Genomic DNA, 22,503 nt, shown 5'->3' with positions numbered 1-22,503 from the left:
ACACCATTGTGGCGCAGGCGCCGCTCCGGGGGGAGGGCGCCTGCGCAAGACTCAGCGATTGCCGCTCGGCAGCGGCTCGGCGTCCGCCTGCGCCGGGGGCTCGGCGCGCTGGCCGGCGGGCCAGGCTTCGCGGTCCAGGTCGAGGTCGGCGAACTGCGCCGAGTCGAACACCGGTTGCTTGATCCCGGCGCGGCGCTGCACGTCATAGTCGCGCATCACCCGCAGGCCGACCTTGAACAGCAGGGCCAGGGCCATCAGGTTGACGAAGGCCAGGCAGGTCATGGTGATGTCGGCGAAGGCGAACACGGTGGACAGGTCCTGCACCGAGCCCCAGACCACCAGGGCCAGCACCAGCGCGCGGTAGCCGATCAGCACCAGGCGGTTGCGGCTGAGGAACTGCAGGCTGTTCTCGCCCAGGTAGAAGTTGTAGAGGATGCAGGTGAAGACGAACAGCGACAGGGCCACGCTGACGAACACCCGGCCCCAGTCGCCGACCACCGCGGCCAGGGAGTTCTGGGTGAGGACGATGCCGTCGCCTTCGAAGCCCGGGGTGTAGAAGCCCGAGAGCAGGATCAGCAGGGCGGTGCAGGTGCAGATCACGAAGGTGTCGAGGAACACGCTGAAGGCCTGGACCACGCCCTGTGCCGCCGGATGGCGCACGGCGGCGACCGCGGCGACGTTCGGCGCGCTGCCCAGGCCGGCCTCGTTGGCGAAGACGCCACGCTTGACGCCCATCACGATGGCGCTGCCGAGCAGGCCGCCGAACGCCGGGTCTAGGCCGAAGGCGCTCTTGACGATGGTTTCCAGCATTGCCGGGACGTGCTCGATCTGGCTGGCGATGACGTACAGGGTGACGCCGATGTAGGCCAGGGTCTTGATCGGCACCAGCAGGTCGGAGACCGCGGCGATGCGCTTGATGCCGCCGATGAAGACCACGCCGAGCAGCACCGCCAGGGCGATCCCGGTGTGCTGCGGGGCGAAGCCGAAGGCGTTCTGCAGCGAATGGGTGACGGTGTAGGACTGCAGGCCGTTGAAGGCGAAGCCGTAGGTCACCAGCAGGAGTACCGCGAAGACCACCGCCATCGAGCGCAGCTTCAGGCCGTGCTGGATGTAGTAGGACGGGCCGCCGCGATACAGGCCGTCGCCGTCGCTGCGCTTGTAGACCTGGGCCAGGGTGCATTCGAAGAAGCTGCTGGACATGCCGACCAGCGCGGTGACCCACATCCAGAACACCGCCCCCGGACCGCCGAGGGTCACGGCGATGCCGACCCCGGCGATGTTGCCGGCGCCGACCCGGCCGGCGAGGCTCAGCATCAGGGCCTGGAAGGAACTGAGCTGGCCGGCCTGGCCGCGCAGCGATTCCCTGAATACGCCGAACATGTGGCCGAAGTGGCGGAACTGGACGAAACGCGAACGGATCGTGAAGTAGGCACCCAGGCCGACGATCAGGACGATGAGGACTTTTCCGGAAAGGAAATCGTTGAGCATTTCAAGCATGGAGGTCTACCTCGGTTCTTATTCTGGTACCGGCGTGCGCTGCGGCAGCGCCTTGGTGCGCGGCGCATGGTTGGCCATGACGCACCTGGTTACAATTTCGCGGGTTGCTCCTGCTTGATGCGACCTGATGCTAGAATCGCGTCCATAGCATCAGTTTTGGAGCCATCGATGTCCGAGCACCTGGGCGCCAATCTCAAGCTGCTTTGCAGCCATTATCGCTCGATTTCCGAGGTTTGCCGGCAATTGGCGATCAATCGCGCACAGTTCAACAAGTACCTCAGCGGCCAGAGCCAGCCGACGCCGTACAACCGCAAGCGGATCGGCGACTTCTTCGGCGTCGAGGACTACGAGCTGGGCTTGCCGCCCGAGCAGTTCGCCCGCCTGATCGGCGCCCGCACCAGCGCCCAGCCGCGCCAGCCCAGCAACGACCCGCTGTTGCGGCTGCTACAACCGCTGCGCGCCGAGGCCGGCGACCTGGGCCGCTACTGCGGCTACTACTTCGAATATGCCAACTGCATGTCGGTGCCAGGCAGCATCCTGCTCTCCCTGGTGCATCTCTACGAGGAGGACGGCGTGTTCCTCTTCGAGCGCCAGGAACGCCAGGAGCGCACCAGCAGTACCGACGTGCAGGCGGAGGAGTGGGCGCGTTGCCGCTATCTCGGCGCGGCCTTCCAGTTGCAGGACCGGGTGTTCCTGATCGACTACGAGTCGCTGACTCTCAACGAGATGAGCCAGACCATCCTCATTCCCAGTTTCAAGAGCCGTATCACCCGCCTGAACGGCCTGAAGATGGGCGTTTCCAGCGGTGACCGGCGGACCCCGGCATGCAGCCGGGTGGTCTGGGAGTACCTCGGTGCGGAAATCAACCGGATCAACGCCTACCGCCAGGTGCGCCTGTACCGCCCGGACGATCCGCGGATCGACGAGGATATTCGCCAGCGCCTGGCGGCGGGGAGCTTGCGGCATGGGTTGCTGGAGACGGAGTGAGGGGCGGGGATCGCGCAGGGCGGTGAGACCTGCTGACGACCTGGTTCGCGGCCACGAAAAAAGCCCCCTTGCCCGACGGGCAAGGGGGTAATGTGCGCCGGTGGTTGGCCGGCTACCGAGGTTCGCGGGAATCAGATGTGCAGGGCGTGTCCCAGCGCGCGCAGGGCGGCTTCCTGGACCGCTTCGCCGAGGGTCGGATGGGCGTGGATGGTGCCGGCGATGTCTTCCAGGCGGGCGCCCATCTCCAGCGACTGGGCGAAGGCCGTGGACAGTTCCGAGACCGCCTTGCCCACCGCCTGCCAGCCGACGACCAGGTGGTTGTCGCGACGCGCCACCACGCGGACGAAGCCTTCGTTGGCCTCCAGGGTCATGGCGCGGCCGTTGGCGGCGAACGGGAAACTCGCCACCAGGCAGTCCAGGCCGGCATCCTTCGCCTGCTCCGGGGACAACCCGGCGACCACCACTTCCGGATCGGTGAAGCACACCGCGGGGATCGCCACCGGGGCGAACTGGCGACGCTTGCCGGCGATCAGCTCGGCGACCATCTCGCCCTGGGCCATGGCCCGGTGCGCGAGCATCGGCTCGCCGGCGAGATCGCCTATGGCCCAGACATTGCGCATCGAGGTGCGGCACTGGTCGTCGACCTTCACCGCCCGGCCGTTCATGTCCAGGCCCAGGCTTTCCAGGTTCCAGCCTTCGCTGCGCGGCTTGCGGCCGACCGCCACCAGTACCTGGTCGGCGGCGATCTCGCGCTCCTCGCCGGCGCCGTCGCGGACCCGCACGCCGTTCTCGCTCGGGCCCAGCAGGCTGTGCCCGAGGTACAGCTCGACGCCCAGCCTGCGCAAGGCCTGGGCCACCGGCTTGGTCAGTTCTTCGTCGTAGCCCGGCAGGATGCGTGGTTGCGCTTCCACCACCGCCACCTCGACGCCGAGCTTGCGGTAGGCGGTACCCAGCTCCAGGCCGATGTAGCCGCCGCCGACCACCACCAGGCGCTTGGGCAGGCTGCCGGGCGCCAGCGCCTCGGTGGAGGAGATCACCTTGCCGCCCAGCGGCAGGATCGGTAGCTCGACGCTCTGCGAGCCGGCGGCCAGCAGCAGGTGCTCGCACTCGATGCGCTGGCTGCCGCCGCCGGCGAGTTCGACCGCCACGCTTTTGCCGTCGAGGATCCTCGCCCAGCCCTGGACGACATCGACCCCGTGTTTCTTCAGCAGCGCGGCGACGCCGCTGGTGAGGCGGTCGACGATGGCGTCCTTCCATTCCACGGTGCGGGCGATGTCGATGCTCGGCGCCTGTACCTGGATGCCCAGCGCCGACCGGCCGGCATAGTGGCGGGCCTTGAGGTATTCCTCGGCGGCGTGGATCAGCGCCTTCGACGGGATGCAGCCGACGTTCAGGCAGGTGCCGCCGAGGGCGGCGCCCTCCACCAGTACGGTGGGAATGCCCAGTTGCCCGGCACGGATCGCCGCGACGTAGCCGCCGGGACCGCCGCCGACGATCAGCAGGGAAGTCTTCAGGATCTGGCTCATCGCTTACTCCAGGAACAGGGTGGCGGGATGTTCGAGCAGGCCGCGCACGGCCTGGATGAAGGCCGCCGCGTCCATCCCGTCGACGACCCGGTGGTCGAAGGAGGAGGAGAGGTTCATCATCTTGCGCACGACGATGTTGCCGCCGACCACCATCGGTCGCTCGACGATGCGGTTGACGCCGACGATGGCCACCTCCGGATGGTTGATCACCGGTGTGCTGACGATCCCGCCGAGCGCGCCGAGGCTGCTCAGGGTGATGGTCGAGCCGGACAGCTCCTGGCGTTGCGCCTTGCCGCTGCGTGCGGCTTCGGCCAGGCGCGCCACTTCGCTGGCGTTGCCCCAGAGGTCGCGCGATTCGGCGTGGCGCAGCACCGGCACCATCAGGCCGTTGTCGCTCTGGGTGGCGATGCCGACGTGCACCGCGCCGTAGCGGGTGACCACCTCGGCCTCGTCGTCGTAGCGCGCGTTCAACTGCGGGAAGTCGCGCAGCGCCACGACCATGGCGCGGACCAGGAACGGCAGCAGGGTCAGCTTGCCGCGCTGGCCACCCCATTTCTGGTTGAGATGGGCGCGCAGGGCTTCCAGATCGGTGACGTCGATTTCCTCGACATAGCTGAAATGCGGGATGCGTCGCTTGGCGTCCTGCATCTTCTGGGCGATCTTGCGACGCAGGCCGATCACCGGCACCGCCTGTTCGTCGTGTCGCTCGGCATACCCCTGCGCGGCGGCGCCGCTGCGCGCGACGCTGCCATCCTGGGTCAGGTAGGCATCGAGGTCCTCGTGGAGGACGCGTCCGGCGGGACCGCTGCCCTGCACGAACTGCAACTCGATGCCCAGGTCGCGGGCGCGCTGGCGCACCGCGGGGGAGGCCAGCGGGCGTTCGCCGGGCTGGCGCCGCTGCCGTGGCGCCTCGCTGTCGCGCAAGGCGCGCGGCGCTTCGGCGGCGGCTTTCGGCGCCGCGACCGGGGCTTCCTTCGGTTTCTCCGGGGTGGCGGCGACGGGCGCGGCCGGCGTCGCCGCGGCCGGACTCTCGGCGAGGTTGCCGGCACCTTCCACCTCCAGGCGGATCAGTTCGCCGCCCACCGCCATCACCTGGCCCGGCTGGCCGCCGAGGGCGAGGATGCGTCCGGCCACCGGCGAGGGAATCTCCACCGTGGCCTTGTCGGTCATCACCTCGGCGAGGACCTGGTCTTCATTGACCGAGTCGCCGACCTGGACATGCCACTCCACCAGTTCGACCTCGGCGATGCCTTCCCCGATGTCCGGCATCTTGATCACATGGGTACCCATTCAGACCTCCATCACACGCTTGAATGCCGCGCCGACGCGCGCGGGGCCGGGGAAATACGCCCACTCCTGGGCATGCGGGTAGGGGGTGTCCCAACCGGTGACGCGCTCTATCGGCGCCTCCAGGTGGTGGAAGCAATGCTCCTGCACCAGCGACATCAGCTCGGCGCCGAACCCGCAGGTGCGGGTCGCCTCGTGGGCGATGACGCAGCGGCCGGTCTTCTTCACCGAGGCGACGATGGTTTCCAGGTCCAGCGGCCAGAGGCTGCGCAGGTCGATGATCTCGGCGTCCAGGCCGGTCTCGTCGGCCGCGGCCTGGGCCACGTAGACCATGGTGCCGTAGGTCAGCACGGTCAGCGCCGCGCCGGGGCGGACGATCGCCGCCTTGTCCAGCGGCACCTTGTAGTAGCCGTCCGGCACCTGGCTGGCCGGATGCTTGGACCAGGGCGTCACCGGGCGGTCGTGGTGGCCATCGAACGGGCCGTTGTAGAGGCGCTTGGGCTCGAGGAAGATCACCGGGTCGTCGTTCTCGATGCAGGCGATCAGCAGGCCCTTGGCGTCGTAGGGGTTGGACGGCATCACCGTGCGCAGGCCGCAGACCTGGGTGAACATCGCCTCCGGGCTCTGGCTGTGCGTCTGCCCGCCGTAGATGCCGCCGCCACAGGGCATGCGTACGGTCATCGGCACGATGAAGTCGCCGGCCGAGCGATAGCGCAGGCGCGCCGCCTCGGAGATCAACTGGTCGGAGGCCGGGTAGACGTAGTCGGCGAACTGGATCTCCACCACCGGGCGCAGGCCGTAGGCACCCATGCCGACCGCGGCGCCGATGATGCCGCTCTCGGAGATCGGCGCATCGAACACCCGCGAGGTGCCGTATTTCTTCTGCAGGCCTTCGGTGCAGCGGAACACGCCGCCGAAGTAGCCGACGTCCTGGCCGAATACCACCACGTCGTCGTCGCGCTCGAGCATGATGTCCATCGCCGAGCGCAGCGCCTGGATCATGGTCATGCTGGTGACCGTCTGGGCGTTCTCGTGTTGCGGGTTCATGGCATTCATACCCCGAGCTCCTGGCGTTGCCGGCGCAGGTGCTCCGGCAGTTCTGCATAGACGTCCTCGAACATGCTGGCGGCGCTCGGCACCCGGCCGTCGATCAGGGTGCCATGGCTCTCCGCCTGTTTCTGCGCGGCCAGTACTTCGGCTTCGAGGGCCTTGTGGGTGGCTTCGTGCTGTTCCTCCGACCAGATGCCGAGGCCGATCATGTGCCGCTTCAGGCGGGCGATCGGGTCGCCCAGCGGGAAGTTGGTCCAGTCGTCGGCGGGGCGGTACTTGGACGGGTCGTCCGAAGTCGAGTGCGGGCCGGCGCGGTAGGTGACCCATTCGATCAGGCTCGGCCCGAGGTTGCGCCGGGCGCGCTCGGCGGCCCACTCGGAGGCGGCGTAGACCGCCAGGAAGTCATTGCCGTCGACCCGCAGCGAGGCGATCCCGCAGCCCACGCCACGGTTGGCGAAGGTGGTGCCTTCGCCGCCGGCGATGGCCTGGAAGGTGGAGATCGCCCACTGGTTGTTGACCACGTTGAGGATTACCGGCGCGCGGTAGACATGGGCGAAGGTGAGGGCGGTGTGGAAGTCCGACTCGGCGGTGGCGCCGTCGCCGATCCAGGCCGAGGCGATGCGCGTGTCGCCCTTGATCGCCGAGGCCATGCCCCAGCCGACCGCCTGGATGAACTGGGTGGCGAGGTTGCCGGAGATGGAGAAGAAACCGGCCTCCTTGCTCGAGTACATGATCGGCAGCTGGCGGCCCTTGAGCGGGTCGGCCTCGTTGGAGAGAAGCTGGCAGATCATGTCCACCAGCGGGTATTCGCGGGTGATCAGGATGCCTTGCTGGCGATAGGTCGGGAAGCACATGTCGCCGTCGCGCAGGGCCAGGGTGTGGGCGGTGGCGATGGCTTCCTCGCCGAGGCATTGCATATAGAAGGAAAGCTTTTTCTGCCGTTGCGCGGTGAGCATGCGCGCGTCGAACAGGCGGGTCTTGAGCATCGCCCGCATGCCGCGCAGCAGTTGTTCGTTGCTGAGCTGCGGATTCCAGGGACCGACGGCGTGGCCGTCGTCGTCGAGCACGCGTACCAGGCTGTAGGCCAGGTCGCTGGTCTCGGCGGGCTCGACATCCACCGGCGGCTTGCGTACCTCGCCGGCGGGGGACAGGTGCAGATAGGAAAAGTCGGTCTTGCAGCCAGGACGCCCGGTGGGCTCCGGGACATGCAGACGCAACGGCTCGTAATCACTCATGACAGGCCTCCGGCCCGGTCCGGGCCAAACGGTTGGAGAGATCAGAAACGGGCGAACGGCGCTCGAAGCGGCGGACTGGGCGGATGGCGGGTTCCCGTCCTGTGGGTGGGGGCGGGTTGCAGGCATGCCGGGGTACGGCAGGCGCGGTCGTACTGGGTGACGTCACTCATGGTGAGGCCCTCGGGTTTTGTTTTTGTAATTTCAGTATAGGCTTCGGGTGCTAGTTTTTTGCTCCAAATTGACTAAGGTATTCCGGCAGTATTGGGTTGTTTGAACTACAAGAATTGCTAACAAGAGAAACAACGCACCATGGCTGAACTCGACCGCATCGACCTGAAAATCCTCCGTGCCCTGGCCGACGACGGCCGCCTGAGCTGGCGCGATCTCGCCCAGAAGGTCGGCCTGTCGCTGACGCCGACGCTGCGCCGGGTACGCCGCCTGGAAGAGGAACACTACATCCAGGGCTACTTCGCCCGGCTCGACGAGGAGCGCCTGTCCGGGGCGATGAGCGTGTTCGTCTCGGTGTCCCTGGAAAAGCAGACCGGCGACTACCTCGCTCGCTTCGAGGAACGCATCGTCGATGCGCCGCAGGTCATGAGCTGTTTCCAGATGACCGGCGATGCGGACTACATGCTGCGGGTTGTGGTCAAGGATCTCGCCGCCTACCAGGCGTTCCTCACCAATACCCTGACCTGCATTCCCGGCGTGGCTGGCATCAAGTCGGCCTTCGCGCTGAAGTCGGTGATGCTGCGCTCGGCCCCGCCGCTCTAAGCATAGACCCTGTCTATCTGCGTAACGTTACGCTATTCTAATTGCGTAACGTTACGCAGATGGAGGCGTTCATGAAAGCCAGCAAACCCGGGCCCAAGCCGAGCGGCAAGGCCAAGTCGGCCGCCCAGCGGATGCGCGAATACCGCGCGCGCAAGGCCGAAGAGGCCCTCGGCGCCGAGCATTCCGACAAGGAGCGCGAGCGGCAGATCCGCCGTGAGGCGCGCGCCGAACTCGAACGCGTGAAGCTGGAGCAGCAGCGCCGCGAACACACCCTGCGCAAGGAGTTGGAAGCCTGCCAGACCGAGATTGGCCGCCTGCTCGGCCTGCTGCGCCGGCACGGCATCGATCCGCACCCGGGCAACTGATCAGCCGGGCGTGTCGAGGAAGGCCAGCAGGGTCGCTTCCTCGGCACTCAGCCAGCGGCGCTTGCGGGCGCGCCTGAGCTGGCCCAGTTGCCCGGCCTGGTAGGCCTCGATGATCGCCGGGTGGATGTAGCATTGCCGGCAGATCGCCACGCTGTTGCCCAATTCGGCGGCGACCTCCGCCACCACCGCGCCAAGCCCGTCGGCTTCGGCACGCCGCAGGCGCTCCAGCGCCAGCGCGCTGCCGGCCCAGGTACGGTAGTCCTTGGCGCTGAAATCCTCGCCGGTATGCCGGCGCAGGTACTCGTTGATGTCGTGGGAGCCGATGCGGTGCGGCTGGCCGTCCTCGTCCAGGTACTGCAACAGGTCCTGGCCGGGCAATTCCAGGCAGCGCCGCAGCACCCGCGCCAGGCGCGGATGCTCCAGGCTGACGTCATGCTCGATGCCGCTCTTGCCCTTGAAGCGGAACCGGATGCGACTGCCGTTCACGTCCACGTGCCGGGTACGCAGGGTGGTCAGACCGTAGGAGCGGTTGTCGCGGGCGTAGCGGTGGTTGCCGACGCGGATCAGGGTGGCGTCGAGCAGCGCAACCGCCAGGGCCACCACCTTGTCGCGACCGAGGCCGGGCAGGCGCAACTGGGCGTCGATGTGCCGGCGCAGCCGCGGCAGCGCCTGGCCGAAGCGCAGCAGGCGCTCGTACTTGTCGGCATCGCGTACCTCGCGCCAGCGCGGGTGGTAGCGGTACTGCTTGCGCCCACGGGCGTCGCGGCCGGTGGCCTGGAGATGGCCGTTGGGGTCGGGACAGATCCAGACCTCGCGATAGGCCGGCGGAATGGCCAGCTTGTCCAGCCGGCGGATCTCCTCGGCGTCGCCGATGCGCTGGCCGTCGGCATCGAAATAGACGAAGCGCTTGCCCTGCCGGCGTCGACGGATGCCCGGCTGGCGGTCGTCGACGTAGCAGAGGCCGGCGGGCAGGGCGGGGATATCCGGTGGCGCTGCGCTCATGCTTGGGTTCCGAAGGAAAGCTTGCCTGTTTAGGCCGTTGCGCCCGCTGGAACGTTCAACCGCGCTGCGCTTGCTCCTGCTCGTAGCCGAGGGCGCCGGCGATATGGCGGCCGGCGATGTAGCCGAAGGTCAGCGCCGGCCCCAGGTTGATGCCGCCGGAGGGATAGTGGCCGGCGAACAGGCTCGCCATGTCCGCGCCCGCCGCGTACAGGCCGGGGATCGGCTGCCCGCCGCCGTCCAGCACGCGGGCCTGGGCGTCGGTCTTCAGCCCGGCGAAGGTGCCGAAGCAGCCGGGCTCGACCTGCACCGCGTAGTACGGTCCGCGTTCGATGGGGGCGACGCAGGGATTCGGCCCCGGATACGCCGGGTCGCCCTGCTTGCGGTTGAATGCCGTGCCGCCGCGGCCGAACTCTGGGTCGCGGCCCTCGCGGGCGTGGCGGTTGTATTCGGCGACGGTGGCGGCCAGGCCGGACGGGTCGATGCCGCAGCTCCTTGCCAACTGATCCAGGCTGGTCCCGCGCTTGAGATAGCCGCTGCGCAGGTGCGCGGCGATCGGCAGCGGCGCCGGACGCACGTAGCCGAGGCCGTAGCGACGCAGGAAGCGCCGGTCGCAGACCAGCCAGGAGCGTGCCGGCTGCCCGGGCGGGGTGGCCTCGAGCAGGGCGGCGACATAGTCGTGGTAACCGTGCGCCTCATTGACGAAGCGCCTGCCGTTGGCCAGCACGCCGATCACCCCGGGCTTGCCGCGCTCGATGATGTGCGGGAAGTGCCCGGTCTCGCCATCGCGGTGGGGAACTCGCGAGACCGGCGCCCAGGCGATCGGCGAGCGCAGGTCGTCGGCCACCCGGCCGCCGGCGCTTTCCCCCAGGCGCAAGCCGTCGCCGTTGCAGCCCGGCGGCGGCAGCGGCAGCAGGGTGTCCAGGGTGGGGGCCAGCTCGGCGCGGCGCTGCGGATCATGGGGAAAGCCGCCGCAGGCCAGGACCACGGCGCCTGCCTCGATGCGCAGGAGTCCCTCGGCGCTCTCGACCAGCGCGCCGACCACCTTGCCGTCACGCAGCAGCAGTTCGCGGGCTGGCGCCGATTCGATCAGGCGCACACCCAGGGCTTCGGCGGACTTGGCCAGGCGCGCTACCAGGGCCACGCCATTGACCAGGTGCATGGCGCGACCGTAGCGCAGCAGGTGCCAGAGGTGGCTGGAAAAGCGCCGGGCGACATGCAGGAAGGCCGGCAGCGAGCGGGTCAGGTCGAGGAAGGCGGCGAGGTCGGCGCCGGCCATGATCGGCATGCCCATGAACGAGGTCTCCCGCAGGGTCTTGCGCAGGCGCGGCAGCAGCGGGCCCAGTTGCCGTGCGTCATAGGGCGCGGCGACCAACTGGTGGCCGCCCTCGGCGGCGCCCGGCGTGTCGCCATGCATGTCCGGGATGCCGTTGCCGTCGACGAACCGCAGGTGGGTGTGGCGCTCGAAGAAGGCCACCATGTGCGGGCAGGCTTCGAGGAAGGCGTCGATCCGCGCGGCGTCGTAACGCTCGCCCAGTTCGTGGCGCAGGTAGGTACGCGGTTGCTCGATATCCTCCTCGATACCGGCGCGACGCGCCAGCGGGTTGCGCGGCAACCAGGCCCAGCCGCCGGACCAGGCGCTGGCGCCGCCGAACACCGGGTCCTTCTCCACCAGGACTACCCGGCGCCCGTGCCAGGCCGCGGTCACCGCCGCCGCCAGCCCGGCGGCGCCGGAGCCGACGACCAGCACGTCACAGGTTAGCGGGGTGGTCTCGACGGCCGCAGAGGTCATGGCTTCTCCCTTTTTAAAGATTTCGGAACGATGTTCCATATTCTAGGGAGGCAATGCCCGCGTACCAACCCGCTCAGCGAAAGGAGCGGGCGATCATCGGCCAGGTCGAAGCGAGGTCGGCCGCCCGTCAGGGAAAAGGGAGACGGGAGGGGAAAGGCCCGGCGCAGGCGCGCCGGGCCGAGGGCGTCAGCGCGCTTCGCCGCCGCCCTGGACCGCGGCGGCCTTCTTGCGCACCGGGAAGGGGAAGTAGAGGGCGCGCAGCAGCGCGACGCGCTTGATCACTTCGCCGATCAGCAGCGAGACGATCACCGAGATCACCAGGGCGACGCTGGCAGCGGCCGGTTCCGACAGACCCAGGTGGACCAGCAGGTTGAAGGTCTTGTGCTGGATCTCGCCGTGGAAGATCAGCAGGATCAGGGTCGACTGGCCGATGTAGGTCATCGCCTTGCCCAGCCAGTCGATCTTCATCATCAGCCCGGACAGCGCCCAGCACAGGTAGACGCCGCTCACCGCCTGGACGGTGGCCCAGAACCAGTGGTCGTAGCGGCGCTGCGCCATGTCCACCACCGTCGGGTAGTAGAGGAAGCTGGCGGTGGTCACGGCAAGGGCGATGCACAGGGTCAGCAACGAACTCTGGTGGCGACGCAGGACGTCGCGCAGGACATAGCCGAACATGAAGTGGGCGCTGCTGATCAGGGTGATGTCCAGGCTGAACGGCAGGCCTGGCAGCAGGTACTGTTCGCCGCCGAACTCCACCGGGATCTGCCAGAACGTCTTGAGGAACAGGATGCCCAGGCCCAGTTGCACGGCCAGCAGCACGCAACTGGCGGCGAGGGACAGGCCGAGACGCTGGATGACGCGCAGCATGAACCAGGCGAACAGGGTCGCTACCCAGAAGTGCGGCAGGTACCAGAGCGCCTGCCAGGGCAGGGTGTCGACCGAGGCGTACAGCACTCCGCCGATGTCCGGCAGCAGCGGTTGGCCGCGCAGCAGGTCGCGGAGGATGACGTAGCCGAGCATGGTCACGAAGAACGGCTTGAGGAGGGCGTCGGCCTTGCGCAGGGCCATCTCGCCGAAGGGTTGCTCGGTCCTGAAGAACACCCCGGAAATGAAGAAGAACAGTGGCAGGATGAACGGAGAGAGCAACGGATAGAGCACGGTCGGCGAACTGGCGACGAACCAGCTGTGCCCGAAGACGATGATCAGGATGCCCACGCCGCGGGTCACATCCATCTGAATCCAGCGTTTTTTCACTTTGCAACTCCCGCTTGACGTGCTAACTCACAGTGGTTGTTCGAAGGCCCCCAGGGCCAGGCTCCCTACCCGGAGCCATGGGTCAATCGGTGCGCCAGGGCCGCAGCCAGAGCGCCATGCCGAGCAGCGCCAGGCAGCCGGCGACGGTGCCCAGGCCCAATTGCAGCCAGATACCGTCGATGCGGAACAGCAGGCCGGCGGCGAGCGCCATGGCCAGGGCGTTCAGTAGCCACAGCCGGGCCCAGGGCAGGGCGCCGAGCAGGGCCTGGCGACGCATCAGCAGCAGCGCGGTGCAGAGCACCCCGCCAAGGGCCGCGAGGGGAATCCCCGGCAGTCCGAAAATCAACGGCAGGACCGCCAGCAGCGCGGCGTTCAGCGCGCTGCCGAGCAGCTCGCAGCGCAGCGGCAGGCGAGTATCGCCGGCGGCGTAGGCGTAACGCGCCAGCAAGGCATTCCAGGCGCCGAACACCAGTGGCACGGCGAACCAGGCCAGCAGCGCCGGCAACGGCGAGCCGGCGGTCTGCCGCGGCAGCAACAGGGCCACCAGGCCGGGTGCGGCAGCGACCAGCCCGACCCCGGCCGGCAGGGTCAGCAGGCTGGCGGTCTCCAGGCCGCGGCGAAGCAGGGCCAGGCGCTCGCCACCCTGGCGTCGGCTCATCATGCCGAGCAACACCTGGTTGAGGCTCATCAGGGCGATCAGCGGCAGGTTCATCAGCTTGCGCGCCAGGTTGACCCAGGTCACCGCGCCTTCGCCGAGCAGCGAGGCCACCAGCCGCTCGACCAGCGCCAGGCCCTGGCTGGCGGCGTTGCTCAGCAACAGCGGAGCGATGCGCCCGCCAAGCTCGCCCAGTTCGGTGCCGGACAGGCGCCAGTGCCAGGGCCGCCAGCCCTCGATCCATAGCGAAGGCAGCAGCACCAGCGGCATCAGCAGGCTGCCGAGCAGGCAGGCCAGGGCCAGTTGTTCGGGCTGGCTGGCCTGGCCGTGCAAGGCCAGGTAGAGCACCGGCGGCAGGTTGAACAGCAGCGAGCCGAGCCCGGCCAGGACGAAGCGCTCGGCGGCCTGCAGGGGGATGCTGAATAGCGCATGGAGCATCAGCCCCGGCACGCACCAGGCGAGGACCCGCAAGTTGGCCGCGGCCTGGGCGCTGGCCGTCTCGGCCAGGCCCGGGCCGAGCAAGCGCACCAGCCAGGGCGCCGCCGCCAGCAGCAGGAGGCTGAGCGCCACGGCGATACCGAGCAGCGCCGGGAGGATTGCCGCCAGCCAGTCGAGGCGACGTTCGCCCTGGCGTTCGAGGAACAGTGGCAGGGCCGCCGCGCTGAGCACGCCGCCGGCCAGCGACATGCGCAGGGCCTCGGGCAGGAACAGGGCGATGAGGAAGGCGTCGCTGCGCTCGCCGGCGCCCCAGGAGGCCACCAGCAGCCATTCGCGGGCGAAGCCCAGGCACAGGCCGAGCAGGGTGGCCAGGGTCAGCCAGAAGGCGGAGCCGAGCATCTCAGGCCTCGGCCCCGCGCTCGAGCTGTCGCTTGAGCTTGCGATAACCCACCGCCCGCGGTTGCGGCTGGCGTTCCGGGAACAGCCGGCGGGCTTCCAGCAGGTTGATCCCGACCAGCAGCCAGAACAGGCCGATCATCACCACGGCGAAGCTGAAGTAGTGGTCGAACAGGCCGCTGACCAGCGCCGCCAGGATGCCGCCCGTACTGCCCAGCCAGATCGCGTTGTCGCGGGTCAGGCGGATCGGGCCTTTCTCCGGACGGGCTTCGCGCCACCAGCGCCAGGTCACCGCGATGAACAGCAGCATGCCGCCGAGGCCGACCTTGTACATGAAGTTCAGCCACAGGTTGGAGATGCCCAGGAGGTCGGTACCCGGCACCGGCGGGTCGACCTTGAAGCCGATTCCCAGCGGATAGCGGGCGACGGCCTTGGGGAACATCCGGTATTCGTCGAAGCGCACCTCGGTACTGGCGTTCTGCGGCGAGAAGATGGTCGCCAGGCGTTCCTGCAACGGCGGGTAGCTGAGCACCAGGACCACCACCAGGCCGACCCCGAGCAACAGCAGGCGGCCGGTGTAGGGCACCTTGCGCAGGGACATCCAGAACAGCACCACCGCCAGGCTGAGCATCGCCCCGCGGGAACTGGCGAGGAGGATCGCGGCGGCGCCGAGGACCGCCACGGCGAGGCCCAGGCCGCGCCGCCAGCCCTGGTTGGCGACCCCGTAGCAGAACGCCAGGGGCAGCAGCAGGGCCATGATCCCGCCGGTGGCGTTGGGGTGCATCCATGGCGAGCCCATCCGCGAGGAAAGCGCCTCCAGGCCGAACTTGAGGGTGTCCAGGTTGGCGTAGTTGAACATCGCCAGGATCGGCGCCATCCCCGACGCCGAGCGGTAGCGGATGAACACCGCGATGGACATCAGCAGCATCGCCAGGGTGCCCAGCAGCAGGGCGATGACCAGGGTCTCGCGGTTCTTGCGCTCCACCAGCAGGCGTCCGGCGAGGAACACGATGGACAGGTTGAGCAGCCAGCGCAGCCAGTTCGACAGGCCGCTGGCCTCGGCCTTGATGCTGACCTGGCCGACCACGAACGGCAGCACGGTGAACAGCATCAGCCACAGCAGCATGCGCTCGGTGGAGCGGTAGCGCAGCGCCGGCGCCGGCGGCAGGCGCGAGAGGAAGATGTGCCAGAGCACCGCGCCCCAGGTCAGGGCGAGGATCGCTTCGCTGACCGTCGAACGGATCCCCACGTTGACCGTGGAGTAGGGCATGAAGGTCGCCACCAGGGCGAACAGCAGCAGCCCCCAGAACGGGAAGCGCAGGATGGTGACCGCGGCCGCCAGGCCGACCATGGCGGCGCCGGCCTTGGCCGGGCTGAGCATCAGCAGCGCTCCGCCGAAGGCCAGGCCGAAGACGACAGCGACGAGGTTTCCCAACGACATTCTCAACTCAGTTCCTCGATCAGTGCGGCCAGCCGTTGCCGGTAGGCTTCGCGGTTGAAGCGCGCGGCCCAGGCGATGAGTTCTTCCGCCGAGGCTTCGCGCGGCGCATCGGCCAGGCGCAGCATCAGGCGTTCCAGGGCGGCGCCGTCGCTGGGCGAGAAGCGCGGCGCCGACGGCGGGGTGACTTCGTCCAGCGAGGTGCCGCTGGCCACCGCCACCGGCGTGCCGACGCTCAGCGCCTCGACCACCGGCAGGCCGAAGCCTTCCGCGTAGGACGGTTGCCAGAGCCGCTCGGCCTGGCGGTACAGCGCGTGCAGTTCGGCGTCGTCGAGCCCGCCGAGCGCGTGCAGGCCGGGCAAGCCGCGTTGTTCCTCGGGCAGGTGGTCGAGGCTGCCGACCAGCACCAGCGGCGGCACGCCGGGCGCCTGGGCGCGCGCCCGGGCCCAGGCACTGACGAACCAGGGCACGTTCTTGCGCAGTTCGCGGGTACCCACCAGCAGCCAGTAGCGTGGCGGCAGGCCGCGTGCCGAGAGGTCGGCGGGTTCGCCGGCGAAGCCGTCGACCTGGTTGGGCAGCACCCGGACTTTCCCGGCGACCCCGGGAAACAGCCGCACAGCCTCGTCGGCGCTGTACTGCGAAGGGGTCCAGACACGGTCGGCGACACGCAGCGCATAGGCGATCGACAGGTAGTCGCTGACCCGATAGACCAGTGCCTTGAGGCGGTTGGCGTGGTAGTTCTTCAGGGTGATCTGGAACAGGTCGTGGATCAGCAGCGCATAGCGCACGCCCGGCGGACGCGGCGGTAGCGGCAGGCCCATGTTGAAGGTGCTGATGTACAGGTCGATGTCCTGTTCGCGCAAGGCGCGTGGGAGGAACCCTGCTTCGAAGCGCAGGCGCTGGTGCGGCTGGTGCATCGCGGTGCGCGGGCAGCCCCACGGCGGGCAGACCGCCCGCTGGCGCAGCGGGTCGTCGAGAGGGGCCACGGTGAAGCGGGTCACCTGCGTGCCGGGCAGGCTTTCCAGGGCCTGCTCCATGGCATAGACCTGGCGGCTGATGCCCGAGTGCGGCGAGCTGCCGACGGTGCGGTAGTCGAGTCCTATGCGCATGCCGGCGCTCCTTCGGCGAGGCCGGCGTAGACCTGTTCCAGTTGGCTGGCGGCGACGCTCCAGTCGTGCGCGCGACGTACGTAGGCGCGGCCGTTCTCGCCCAGCGCGCGGGCCTGCGCCGGGTCCTGCAACAGGCGCACCACGGCGTTGGCGAGCTGCTCGGCGGATTCGCCGCCGAGGTAGTCCTCGCCGTCCCGCAGTTCCAGGCCGGAAACGCCCTGCGCGGTACTCGCCAGCGGCAGCCCGGCGGCCAGGGCCTCGAGCACCTTCAGCTTCGAACCGCCGCCATGGCGCAGCGCGGCGAGGAACACCGAACTGCTCGATTGCAGTTGCAGCAGGTCGGGAACGAAGCCTTGCCATTCGATGCGCGGATCGCTCCAGCGTTGCGCCCACTCCGCCGGCAGCGCATAGCCGCAGACGCTCATGCGCGCCTCGGGGCAGTGTGCCCAGACCCGCGGCAGGATCTCGTCGAGCATCCATTCCACGGCATCGACGTTCGGTGCGTATTCGTAGTTGCCGAGGAACAGCACGCGCTGCGCTTCGGGCGTCGGCCGGGCGGCGGCGAAGTGCTCGCAGTCGACCCCGTTGACCACCACTGGCACCGGGCGCCCGAGCATCGCGCCGAGCTGCCGCGCATCTTTCTCGGTCACGGCGACGACCGCTGCCGCCTGGCTCATCACCCGGCGTTCCCAGCGGCGGTAACGCCACTGGTCGTAGCGCACGAAGGGCAGCGCCCAGCCCGGCAGGCGGTCGTAGGTGGCGGCACCGAGGGACGACTCGACGTTGTGCTCGGTGAGCACGAACGGCTGGCCGGCGTCGCGCAGCGGTCGCTCGTAGGGCTGGAAGCTATAGCTGTGCTCGACCTGGACCACGTCCCAGGGCTCGCGCAGCAACTCCGTGGCGGTGCGTTGCAGCTCCGCCGACAGGCCGTTGACGCTGGCCAGCAGCGGGTAGGGCGCGAACAGCGCGGCGAGCAGCGTGGAGAGGCTGCGCAGCGGCCGGCGCGGCAGCACGACCAGGCGTTCGAGGAAGGGCTCCAGGGCCTGGCGGTCCTCGGCGCTCACCGGCTGCTTGCTGTGCAGCAGCACGGTGATCCGGTGGCCGCGTGCCGCGAGGCTGCGCAGCAGGTGGTACTGGCGGGTCTTGCCGCCGCTGGTGGTGGGCCAGGGCGAGTAGGGCAGGATCCAGAGAATACGCATGGGTGGCTTCACTCCCAGACCAGCATCTGCAGGCTGGACTTCACCGGGACTTCCAGGCCGTCGCTGCCGCTCAAGGGCGTGACCTTGCCGCTGAGCGGATCGTGCAGGGTGGCCTCCTTGAGCTTCGGCAGGCGCACGTTGCCGCCGCGGGCCGACCAGAACAGCCAGACGTTGCGACCGTCCTCGCGGGTCCAGCCGATGCTGAAGGAACCGTCGGGCAGGTCCTCGGTGACCGGCGGGTCGGCCGGGCGCAGCTTCGGCCCGGTGACCTTGAGGAAGCGTTGCAGGGCCAGGTAGACCGGCTTGGGGTTGGCGTCCAGGTCGAGCAGGCCGTAGTCGCGGTCGCGCACGCTGGCGCGCTGGTCGAGATCGCTGAGGGTGAAGAGGAAGATCCGGTCGTAGTCCAGCGCACTCATCAGCGCCAGGCGACGCAGCACGTAGTCGGCCTGGCCTTCGACGCCAATGATGTCCTGCAACTCCTTCGGCCCCTTGTAGGCCGACCAGCCCCACTCGGTGCTCCAGATCGCCGGCACGCCGGCGTTGCGCAGGGCGCGGTTGATCTGGTTGGCGTGGGAGACGAAGTCCAGGTTCCACGGGTAGTTGCCTTCCGGCAACTGGGTATAGGGGTGGTAGGTGGCGATGGTGCCGAGGCTCTCCACGCCCAGGTGGCCGAGGGCGTCGAACATGGTGCGGCCGTCGGGCATCTCGCTGAAGAAGGCCATGCCGGCGGAAACCACCGGCTTCTCCGGGTCGACCATGCGCAGGGCGATGGTGCTGGCCTGGAGCAGCTTGGCGTAGCCTTCCGGGTCGGCCTTGGGCCGCCAGAAGCCGATCAGGTTGGGCTCGTTCCATACCTGCCAGGCGGCCACGCTCGGGTAGCGCTGCGAGAGCATCGCCATGCGCCGGGCGAAGACTTCCGGGTCGCGCGGCGGATACTGGTCCTGGAAGGGCGAGTAGAACGGCGCGGTGGTGATGAAGCGGGCCGAGCCGACCAGGTAGAACACCGACTTCAGCTGGCGCGCCTCGAGATCCTTGACCAACTGGTCGAGGGAGGCCAACTGGTACTGGTCCTCGGCGGTTTCCAGGCGGTCCCAGTGCAGGTCCAGGCGCACCCACTCCAGCCCCAGGTCTTGCAGGCGGTCGATCTGCTTGTTGTAACGCTCCGGGCTGAACCAGAGGAACTGCGCGTTGACCCCGAGGAAGTCTTTCCAGACCACCGCGCGAGGCGCCTTCAGTACCTGGATCTCGGCGTCGGCGGGACGCCCCCAGAACACCAGCAGCAGTACCACGGCGAGCAGCAGCGCGCTGCCGCCCAGATAGAGTCCCTTACGTGCCATGAACGGTTCCCACCATGTCGTTGAACAGTGCCTGGAAGCGCAGCGCGGTGCGCGGCCAGGTCCGCGCATGGCCGATCGCTCCGGCGCGCTCGGCCCAGGCCTGTGCCAGGCGGGGTTCGCGAGCGAGGTTCAACAACTGTTCGGAGAGGGCTGCCACGTCTCCCTGAGGGTAGATGGCGCCGTTGCCGCTGGCGACTTCCTCGGCGAAGGCACGAGCGTCCGAGGTGATCGCGCCGCGCCCGCAGGCTGCCGCCCAGGACAGGGCGCCGCTGGTGCCGCGCTGCTGGCCGAGCAGACCGAGTTTCTTCGACTCGCGGTACGGCAGGACCATCACGTGGTGGGCCTGGATGGTACGCGGGATGTCCGCGGCGGCCAGGTTCAGGTTCCAGTCGATGGCGTCGGCCAGGCCAAGCTCGGCGATCTGTGCCTTCAACTGGTCGAGGTAGTTGCCGCCGGCGCCGAAGGCCATTTCCGCAGCGGTGCCGCCGGCCAGGGTCAGGCGCACGCGCTGGCGCATCTCCGGCGCGCTGGCGAACAGGTCGGCGAGGGCCTCGAGCAGGTCCTCGATGCCTTTGCCGCGATAGATGAATCCGAAGTACAGCAGGCGCAGGGTGTCCAGCGACGGCAGCGGCACCGTGGCGATCTCCAGGTTGCCGTGGTTGATCACCTCGACCCGCCCGGGCGGCAGGCGCATCCGCCGGGCCAGGCACTCGCCGCCCAGGCCGGTGAGGGTCACCAGGCGCGTCAGGCCCTGGGCCACGGCACGTTCTTCGCGCAGGGTCAGCGGGTCGGCGAGCACCACGGCGGCCTGGGGCAGGGGAGAGGGCAGGCGTTCCAGCAGGTTCAGCGGCCAGGGCAGGCGCTCGCGGCGCCAGACCATGCGCTCCGGATCGTGCACCGTGGCGCTCAGCGGCAGGCGCGGGAAGCGCTTGCGCAGCTCGCGCAGGGCGATGAACTCGCCCAGGCGGCCGCCGCCGAGTTCGGCATGGACCAGGTCGAAGGCGTTCCAGTCGACGCTGTCCAGCCGGCTGGCGATATTCGCGCTGTCGGCCGCCACGCCGGCGAGCGGCGTGGCTACTTCGATGCCGAGACCCTGCAGGGCGTTGCGGAAATGACTGGCGTAGTCGGCGATGCCATTCTTTTCCGGCGGCAGGGGCGCGAGGAGGGCGATCCGCATCAGAACGCGCTCCGGTAGCGGGCGATGGTCTGCAAGACCTTGCTCGGCACCTCGAAGCGGCGCCGGTTGATGATGATCCCGTCGACCTTGCCGAACGCCGTGGTGAGGATGGTCAGCGCATGCTCGACCACCGGCACGGTGCTCTTCTGCGCCTCTACCACCAGGGCGATCAGGTCGGCGCGGCGCAGGGCGATGAAGGCCTCGCGGCTGTCCAGCAGGGCCGGCGCGTCGAGCAATACCACTTCGCCCGGCTGGGCCGGCTCGCCGCCGACCCGCACGCGCACGCCGTTTTCCTCCAGCAGACGGCGCAGTTGCTCGATGATGAAAGTCACACCTTCGCCGTGGCGCGCCGAGGTCAGGCCCAGGGTCAGGCCCTTTTCCTCGATGCGTGCGTAGGGCAGCAGCCCGTACAGCCGGTAGATGCTGGCGGTGAAGGCGTTGCTGCTCTCCGCGGTGCTGTTGCTCAGCTCCGGCAGGGTGGTCCACAGCGGCAGGCCGAATTTCTCCTCGACCAGGCCGCCGTCGTGGATGCGCTGGTCGAGCAGGTAGCAGAGATAGACCACCAGCAGGCCGACGGCGAGGCCGAAGGGCACGGCGAGGAACAGCATCAGCAGGGTTTTCGGGAAGATCCGCCCGGGGTTGTAGGTGGCTTCCTCGATCACCGAGATGTTGCTGATCTGGCTCTTGTCCAGTTCACGGTCGATCCGCGATTTCTCCAGGCTGTCGACGTACAGCGCGTAGTTGCGCTCGGTGGCGTTCAGCTCGCGCTGCAGGCGCGCCAGGGTCGGCTCGATGTCCAGCGCTTCGCGCCGTTGCGCCTCGAGTTCAGCGAGCTGCTTTTCCTGCTCCGCGAGCTGGGTGCGCAGGGCCGCGTTGTTGCTGGTCTCGTCCAGCAGGACCCGTTCCAGGTGAGTGGTCAGGGTGTTCGGCGCGCGGTCCTCGGAACTCTGCACGGTGGCGCCTTCATCCTGGACTTCCTTCTCCAGGGCACGGATCGAGGCGTCCAGGGCCTTCACCGGCGGCGCATCGTCGGTGTAGGTGCGCATCATGTCGGCGCGTTCCAGGCGCTTCTGGTTGAGCAGCCGGCGCAGGTCCTGCTGCGCCGGGTTCAGCGCGATCTGCCGCACCGTGACGATCTCCCTGGGCAGCCCCTTGAGTTGCTGGCGGGTGGATTCCAGGGCGCTGTCGGAGGAGGCGATCAGGCGGATCGAGTTGAAACGCTCGCCGCGCAGCACGTTGATCCGCTCGGACAGGTCCTGCAGGCGGTCCTCGATGCTGGATGCGCCGATCTCGTTGAGGTGCTTGAGGATCTGCGCCTTGTAGCTCTTGATCTGCGCCGCGCTGTCGGCAGTCTGCGCCTCGTAGAAGGCGTACAGGCTCTTGCGGCCGAGCGCCTGGGTGCGCTCTTCCATGTAGATCTCGATCCAGGCCTTGACCACTTCCTGGGCGACTTCCGGCTCGCTCCAGGTGAAGCTGATCTCCATCACCGTCGAGCCGGCCGCATGGGTGACCTCGAATTTCTTCTCGAGGTCCTTGGCCAGGCGCTCGACCGCGGTGGTTTCCTCGATCACGCCGAAGGTTTCCAGGGTCACGCGAATCCCGTCGAACACCGCGCCGATGGCCTTCTTCACATAGAACTTGGTGCGCTTCCACAGGCCCTCCGGCGGCGGCCGGTTGGCCAGCACCTCGAGGTAGCGCTCGGCCACCTGACGGACGATCGGCCGGCCGGTGAGCAGGCGTTCTTCGTCGACAATAGGGTCGCGCTGGGTGCTCGGCATCACCAGCGCCTGGCGGTTGCTGATCTCTATCGGCAGGGTCGAGTCACGGCCCGGCTTGACCAGCAGGCGTGCGTTGGACTCGTACTTGGCCGGCAGCAGGAAGGCGCCGAGGACGATGATCACCACCGCGCTGAGGGCCGCCAGCTTGAACTCGCGCTGGTAGATGAACAGCAGGCGCAACAGATCACGCAAGGAACGAATTTCTATCATGGC

18 protein-coding genes are annotated in these 22,503 nt (G+C 68.6%); 3 read left to right on the top strand and 15 right to left on the bottom strand.

The window, feature by feature from the left end:
* Nucleotides 1-51 precede the first annotated feature (51 nt).
* The gene (locus HMPREF3014_RS00695) at nt 52-1,497 is read right to left on the bottom strand and encodes an alanine/glycine:cation symporter family protein (RefSeq protein WP_003113731.1); all 1,446 of its coding nucleotides are present in this window, start codon (nt 1,495-1,497) and stop codon (nt 52-54) included.
* Between the two features lie 168 nt (nt 1,498-1,665).
* Here HMPREF3014_RS00695 and HMPREF3014_RS00690 point away from each other — a divergent pair, with 168 nt between their 5' ends.
* On the top strand, nt 1,666-2,484 hold the full coding sequence (locus HMPREF3014_RS00690) for a transcriptional regulator (protein WP_003117809.1): 819 nt from the start codon (nt 1,666-1,668) through the stop codon (nt 2,482-2,484).
* 131 nt (nt 2,485-2,615) lie between these two features.
* On the opposite strand, the gene lpdA is transcribed toward HMPREF3014_RS00690, so the two are convergent.
* The 4 genes from lpdA to HMPREF3014_RS00670 are packed head-to-tail and all read right to left on the bottom strand — an operon-like array spanning nt 2,616 to nt 7,582.
* The gene (gene lpdA, locus HMPREF3014_RS00685) at nt 2,616-4,010 is read right to left on the bottom strand and encodes a dihydrolipoyl dehydrogenase (RefSeq protein WP_003144146.1); all 1,395 of its coding nucleotides are present in this window, start codon (nt 4,008-4,010) and stop codon (nt 2,616-2,618) included.
* Nucleotides 4,011-4,013: 3 nt separating this feature from the next.
* Nucleotides 4,014-5,300 (bottom strand): dihydrolipoamide acetyltransferase family protein, encoded by a 1,287-nt coding sequence (locus tag HMPREF3014_RS00680; protein ID WP_003124668.1) that lies wholly within the window; start codon nt 5,298-5,300, stop codon nt 4,014-4,016.
* Entirely contained in the window at nt 5,301-6,353 is a 1,053-nt protein-coding gene (locus HMPREF3014_RS00675; RefSeq protein ID WP_003089248.1) for an alpha-ketoacid dehydrogenase subunit beta, read from the bottom strand. It abuts the gene before it with no gap.
* The gene (locus HMPREF3014_RS00670; protein ID WP_003111886.1) at nt 6,350-7,582 is read right to left on the bottom strand and encodes a 3-methyl-2-oxobutanoate dehydrogenase (2-methylpropanoyl-transferring) subunit alpha; all 1,233 of its coding nucleotides are present in this window, start codon (nt 7,580-7,582) and stop codon (nt 6,350-6,352) included. Before HMPREF3014_RS00670 ends, HMPREF3014_RS00675 begins: the two co-directional genes overlap by 4 nt.
* 309 nt (nt 7,583-7,891) lie before the next feature.
* Between HMPREF3014_RS00670 and HMPREF3014_RS00665 the strand changes: the two genes are divergently transcribed.
* Both HMPREF3014_RS00665 and HMPREF3014_RS00660 read left to right on the top strand, forming a co-directional pair.
* Nucleotides 7,892-8,353: an Lrp/AsnC family transcriptional regulator gene (locus HMPREF3014_RS00665; protein ID WP_003089245.1), complete on the top strand. Its 462-nt coding sequence runs from the start codon at nt 7,892-7,894 to the stop codon at nt 8,351-8,353.
* 71 nt (nt 8,354-8,424) lie between these two features.
* Nucleotides 8,425-8,718, top strand: coding sequence for an inner centromere protein (locus HMPREF3014_RS00660; protein WP_003113727.1), 294 nt, complete (start codon nt 8,425-8,427; stop codon nt 8,716-8,718).
* Here HMPREF3014_RS00660 and HMPREF3014_RS00655 read toward each other — a convergent pair whose 3' ends face one another.
* The 10 genes from HMPREF3014_RS00655 to HMPREF3014_RS00610 all read right to left on the bottom strand — a co-directional run bounded on the left by HMPREF3014_RS00655 (nt 8,719) and on the right by HMPREF3014_RS00610 (nt 22,500).
* Nucleotides 8,719-9,720 (bottom strand): DNA topoisomerase IB, encoded by a 1,002-nt coding sequence (locus HMPREF3014_RS00655; protein WP_003113726.1) that lies wholly within the window; start codon nt 9,718-9,720, stop codon nt 8,719-8,721.
* Nucleotides 9,721-9,775: 55 nt separating this feature from the next.
* Nucleotides 9,776-11,509: an FAD-dependent oxidoreductase gene (locus HMPREF3014_RS00650; protein WP_023087517.1), complete on the bottom strand. Its 1,734-nt coding sequence runs from the start codon at nt 11,507-11,509 to the stop codon at nt 9,776-9,778.
* Between the two features lie 186 nt (nt 11,510-11,695).
* Nucleotides 11,696-12,763 (bottom strand): acyltransferase family protein, encoded by a 1,068-nt coding sequence (locus HMPREF3014_RS00645; protein WP_003089238.1) that lies wholly within the window; start codon nt 12,761-12,763, stop codon nt 11,696-11,698.
* Between the two features lie 82 nt (nt 12,764-12,845).
* Nucleotides 12,846-14,255 carry a lipid II flippase MurJ gene (locus HMPREF3014_RS00640; protein ID WP_003122758.1) on the bottom strand — a complete coding sequence of 470 codons (1,410 nt, stop codon included), beginning with the start codon at nt 14,253-14,255 and terminating at the stop codon, nt 12,846-12,848.
* 1 nt (nt 14,256) lies between these two features.
* Nucleotides 14,257-15,693 (bottom strand): biofilm formation protein PslJ, encoded by a 1,437-nt coding sequence (locus HMPREF3014_RS00635; protein WP_003089234.1) that lies wholly within the window; start codon nt 15,691-15,693, stop codon nt 14,257-14,259.
* A 2-nt stretch (nt 15,694-15,695) separates the two neighbouring features.
* Nucleotides 15,696-16,799 (bottom strand): glycosyltransferase family 4 protein, encoded by a 1,104-nt coding sequence (locus HMPREF3014_RS00630; RefSeq protein WP_003089232.1) that lies wholly within the window; start codon nt 16,797-16,799, stop codon nt 15,696-15,698.
* Entirely contained in the window at nt 16,790-17,998 is a 1,209-nt protein-coding gene (locus tag HMPREF3014_RS00625; protein WP_003158940.1) for a glycosyltransferase family 4 protein, read from the bottom strand. Before HMPREF3014_RS00625 ends, HMPREF3014_RS00630 begins: the two co-directional genes overlap by 10 nt.
* An 8-nt stretch (nt 17,999-18,006) precedes the next feature.
* Nucleotides 18,007-19,335: a glycoside hydrolase 5 family protein gene (locus tag HMPREF3014_RS00620; RefSeq protein ID WP_003089230.1), complete on the bottom strand. Its 1,329-nt coding sequence runs from the start codon at nt 19,333-19,335 to the stop codon at nt 18,007-18,009.
* Nucleotides 19,325-20,512, bottom strand: coding sequence for a glycosyltransferase family 4 protein (locus HMPREF3014_RS00615; protein WP_003089229.1), 1,188 nt, complete (start codon nt 20,510-20,512; stop codon nt 19,325-19,327). The genes HMPREF3014_RS00620 and HMPREF3014_RS00615 overlap by 11 nt, the downstream gene beginning before the upstream one ends.
* Entirely contained in the window at nt 20,512-22,500 is a 1,989-nt protein-coding gene (locus HMPREF3014_RS00610; protein WP_003089228.1) for a GumC family protein, read from the bottom strand. The genes HMPREF3014_RS00615 and HMPREF3014_RS00610 overlap by 1 nt, the downstream gene beginning before the upstream one ends.
* Between the last annotated feature and the right edge of the window lie 3 nt (nt 22,501-22,503).

Origin of the sequence: Pseudomonas sp. HMSC065H01, assembly GCF_001815235.1 — a bacterium.
Taxonomy (GTDB): domain Bacteria; phylum Pseudomonadota; class Gammaproteobacteria; order Pseudomonadales; family Pseudomonadaceae; genus Pseudomonas; species Pseudomonas aeruginosa.
The sequence above is the reverse complement of the archived record's forward strand: the minus strand, read 5'-3'. Positions and strand labels throughout refer to the sequence as shown.

What these genes read in the sequence shown, in the direction of transcription:
- HMPREF3014_RS00695 (WP_003113731.1), bottom strand. Translation starts at nt 1,497, where the DNA reads ATGCTTGAAATGCTCAACGATTTCCTTTCCGGAAAAGTCCTCATCGTC.
- HMPREF3014_RS00690 (WP_003117809.1), top strand. Translation starts at nt 1,666, where the DNA reads ATGTCCGAGCACCTGGGCGCCAATCTCAAGCTGCTTTGCAGCCATTAT.
- lpdA (WP_003144146.1), bottom strand. Translation starts at nt 4,010, where the DNA reads ATGAGCCAGATCCTGAAGACTTCCCTGCTGATCGTCGGCGGCGGTCCC.
- HMPREF3014_RS00680 (WP_003124668.1), bottom strand. Translation starts at nt 5,300, where the DNA reads ATGGGTACCCATGTGATCAAGATGCCGGACATCGGGGAAGGCATCGCC.
- HMPREF3014_RS00675 (WP_003089248.1), bottom strand. Translation starts at nt 6,353, where the DNA reads ATGAATGCCATGAACCCGCAACACGAGAACGCCCAGACGGTCACCAGC.
- HMPREF3014_RS00670 (WP_003111886.1), bottom strand. Translation starts at nt 7,582, where the DNA reads ATGAGTGATTACGAGCCGTTGCGTCTGCATGTCCCGGAGCCCACCGGG.
- HMPREF3014_RS00665 (WP_003089245.1), top strand. Translation starts at nt 7,892, where the DNA reads ATGGCTGAACTCGACCGCATCGACCTGAAAATCCTCCGTGCCCTGGCC.
- HMPREF3014_RS00660 (WP_003113727.1), top strand. Translation starts at nt 8,425, where the DNA reads ATGAAAGCCAGCAAACCCGGGCCCAAGCCGAGCGGCAAGGCCAAGTCG.
- HMPREF3014_RS00655 (WP_003113726.1), bottom strand. Translation starts at nt 9,720, where the DNA reads ATGAGCGCAGCGCCACCGGATATCCCCGCCCTGCCCGCCGGCCTCTGC.
- HMPREF3014_RS00650 (WP_023087517.1), bottom strand. Translation starts at nt 11,509, where the DNA reads ATGACCTCTGCGGCCGTCGAGACCACCCCGCTAACCTGTGACGTGCTG.
- HMPREF3014_RS00640 (WP_003122758.1), bottom strand. Translation starts at nt 14,255, where the DNA reads ATGCTCGGCTCCGCCTTCTGGCTGACCCTGGCCACCCTGCTCGGCCTG.
- HMPREF3014_RS00635 (WP_003089234.1), bottom strand. Translation starts at nt 15,693, where the DNA reads ATGTCGTTGGGAAACCTCGTCGCTGTCGTCTTCGGCCTGGCCTTCGGC.
- HMPREF3014_RS00630 (WP_003089232.1), bottom strand. Translation starts at nt 16,799, where the DNA reads ATGCGCATAGGACTCGACTACCGCACCGTCGGCAGCTCGCCGCACTCG.
- HMPREF3014_RS00625 (WP_003158940.1), bottom strand. Translation starts at nt 17,998, where the DNA reads ATGCGTATTCTCTGGATCCTGCCCTACTCGCCCTGGCCCACCACCAGC.
- HMPREF3014_RS00620 (WP_003089230.1), bottom strand. Translation starts at nt 19,335, where the DNA reads ATGGCACGTAAGGGACTCTATCTGGGCGGCAGCGCGCTGCTGCTCGCC.
- HMPREF3014_RS00615 (WP_003089229.1), bottom strand. Translation starts at nt 20,512, where the DNA reads ATGCGGATCGCCCTCCTCGCGCCCCTGCCGCCGGAAAAGAATGGCATC.
- HMPREF3014_RS00610 (WP_003089228.1), bottom strand. Translation starts at nt 22,500, where the DNA reads ATGATAGAAATTCGTTCCTTGCGTGATCTGTTGCGCCTGCTGTTCATC.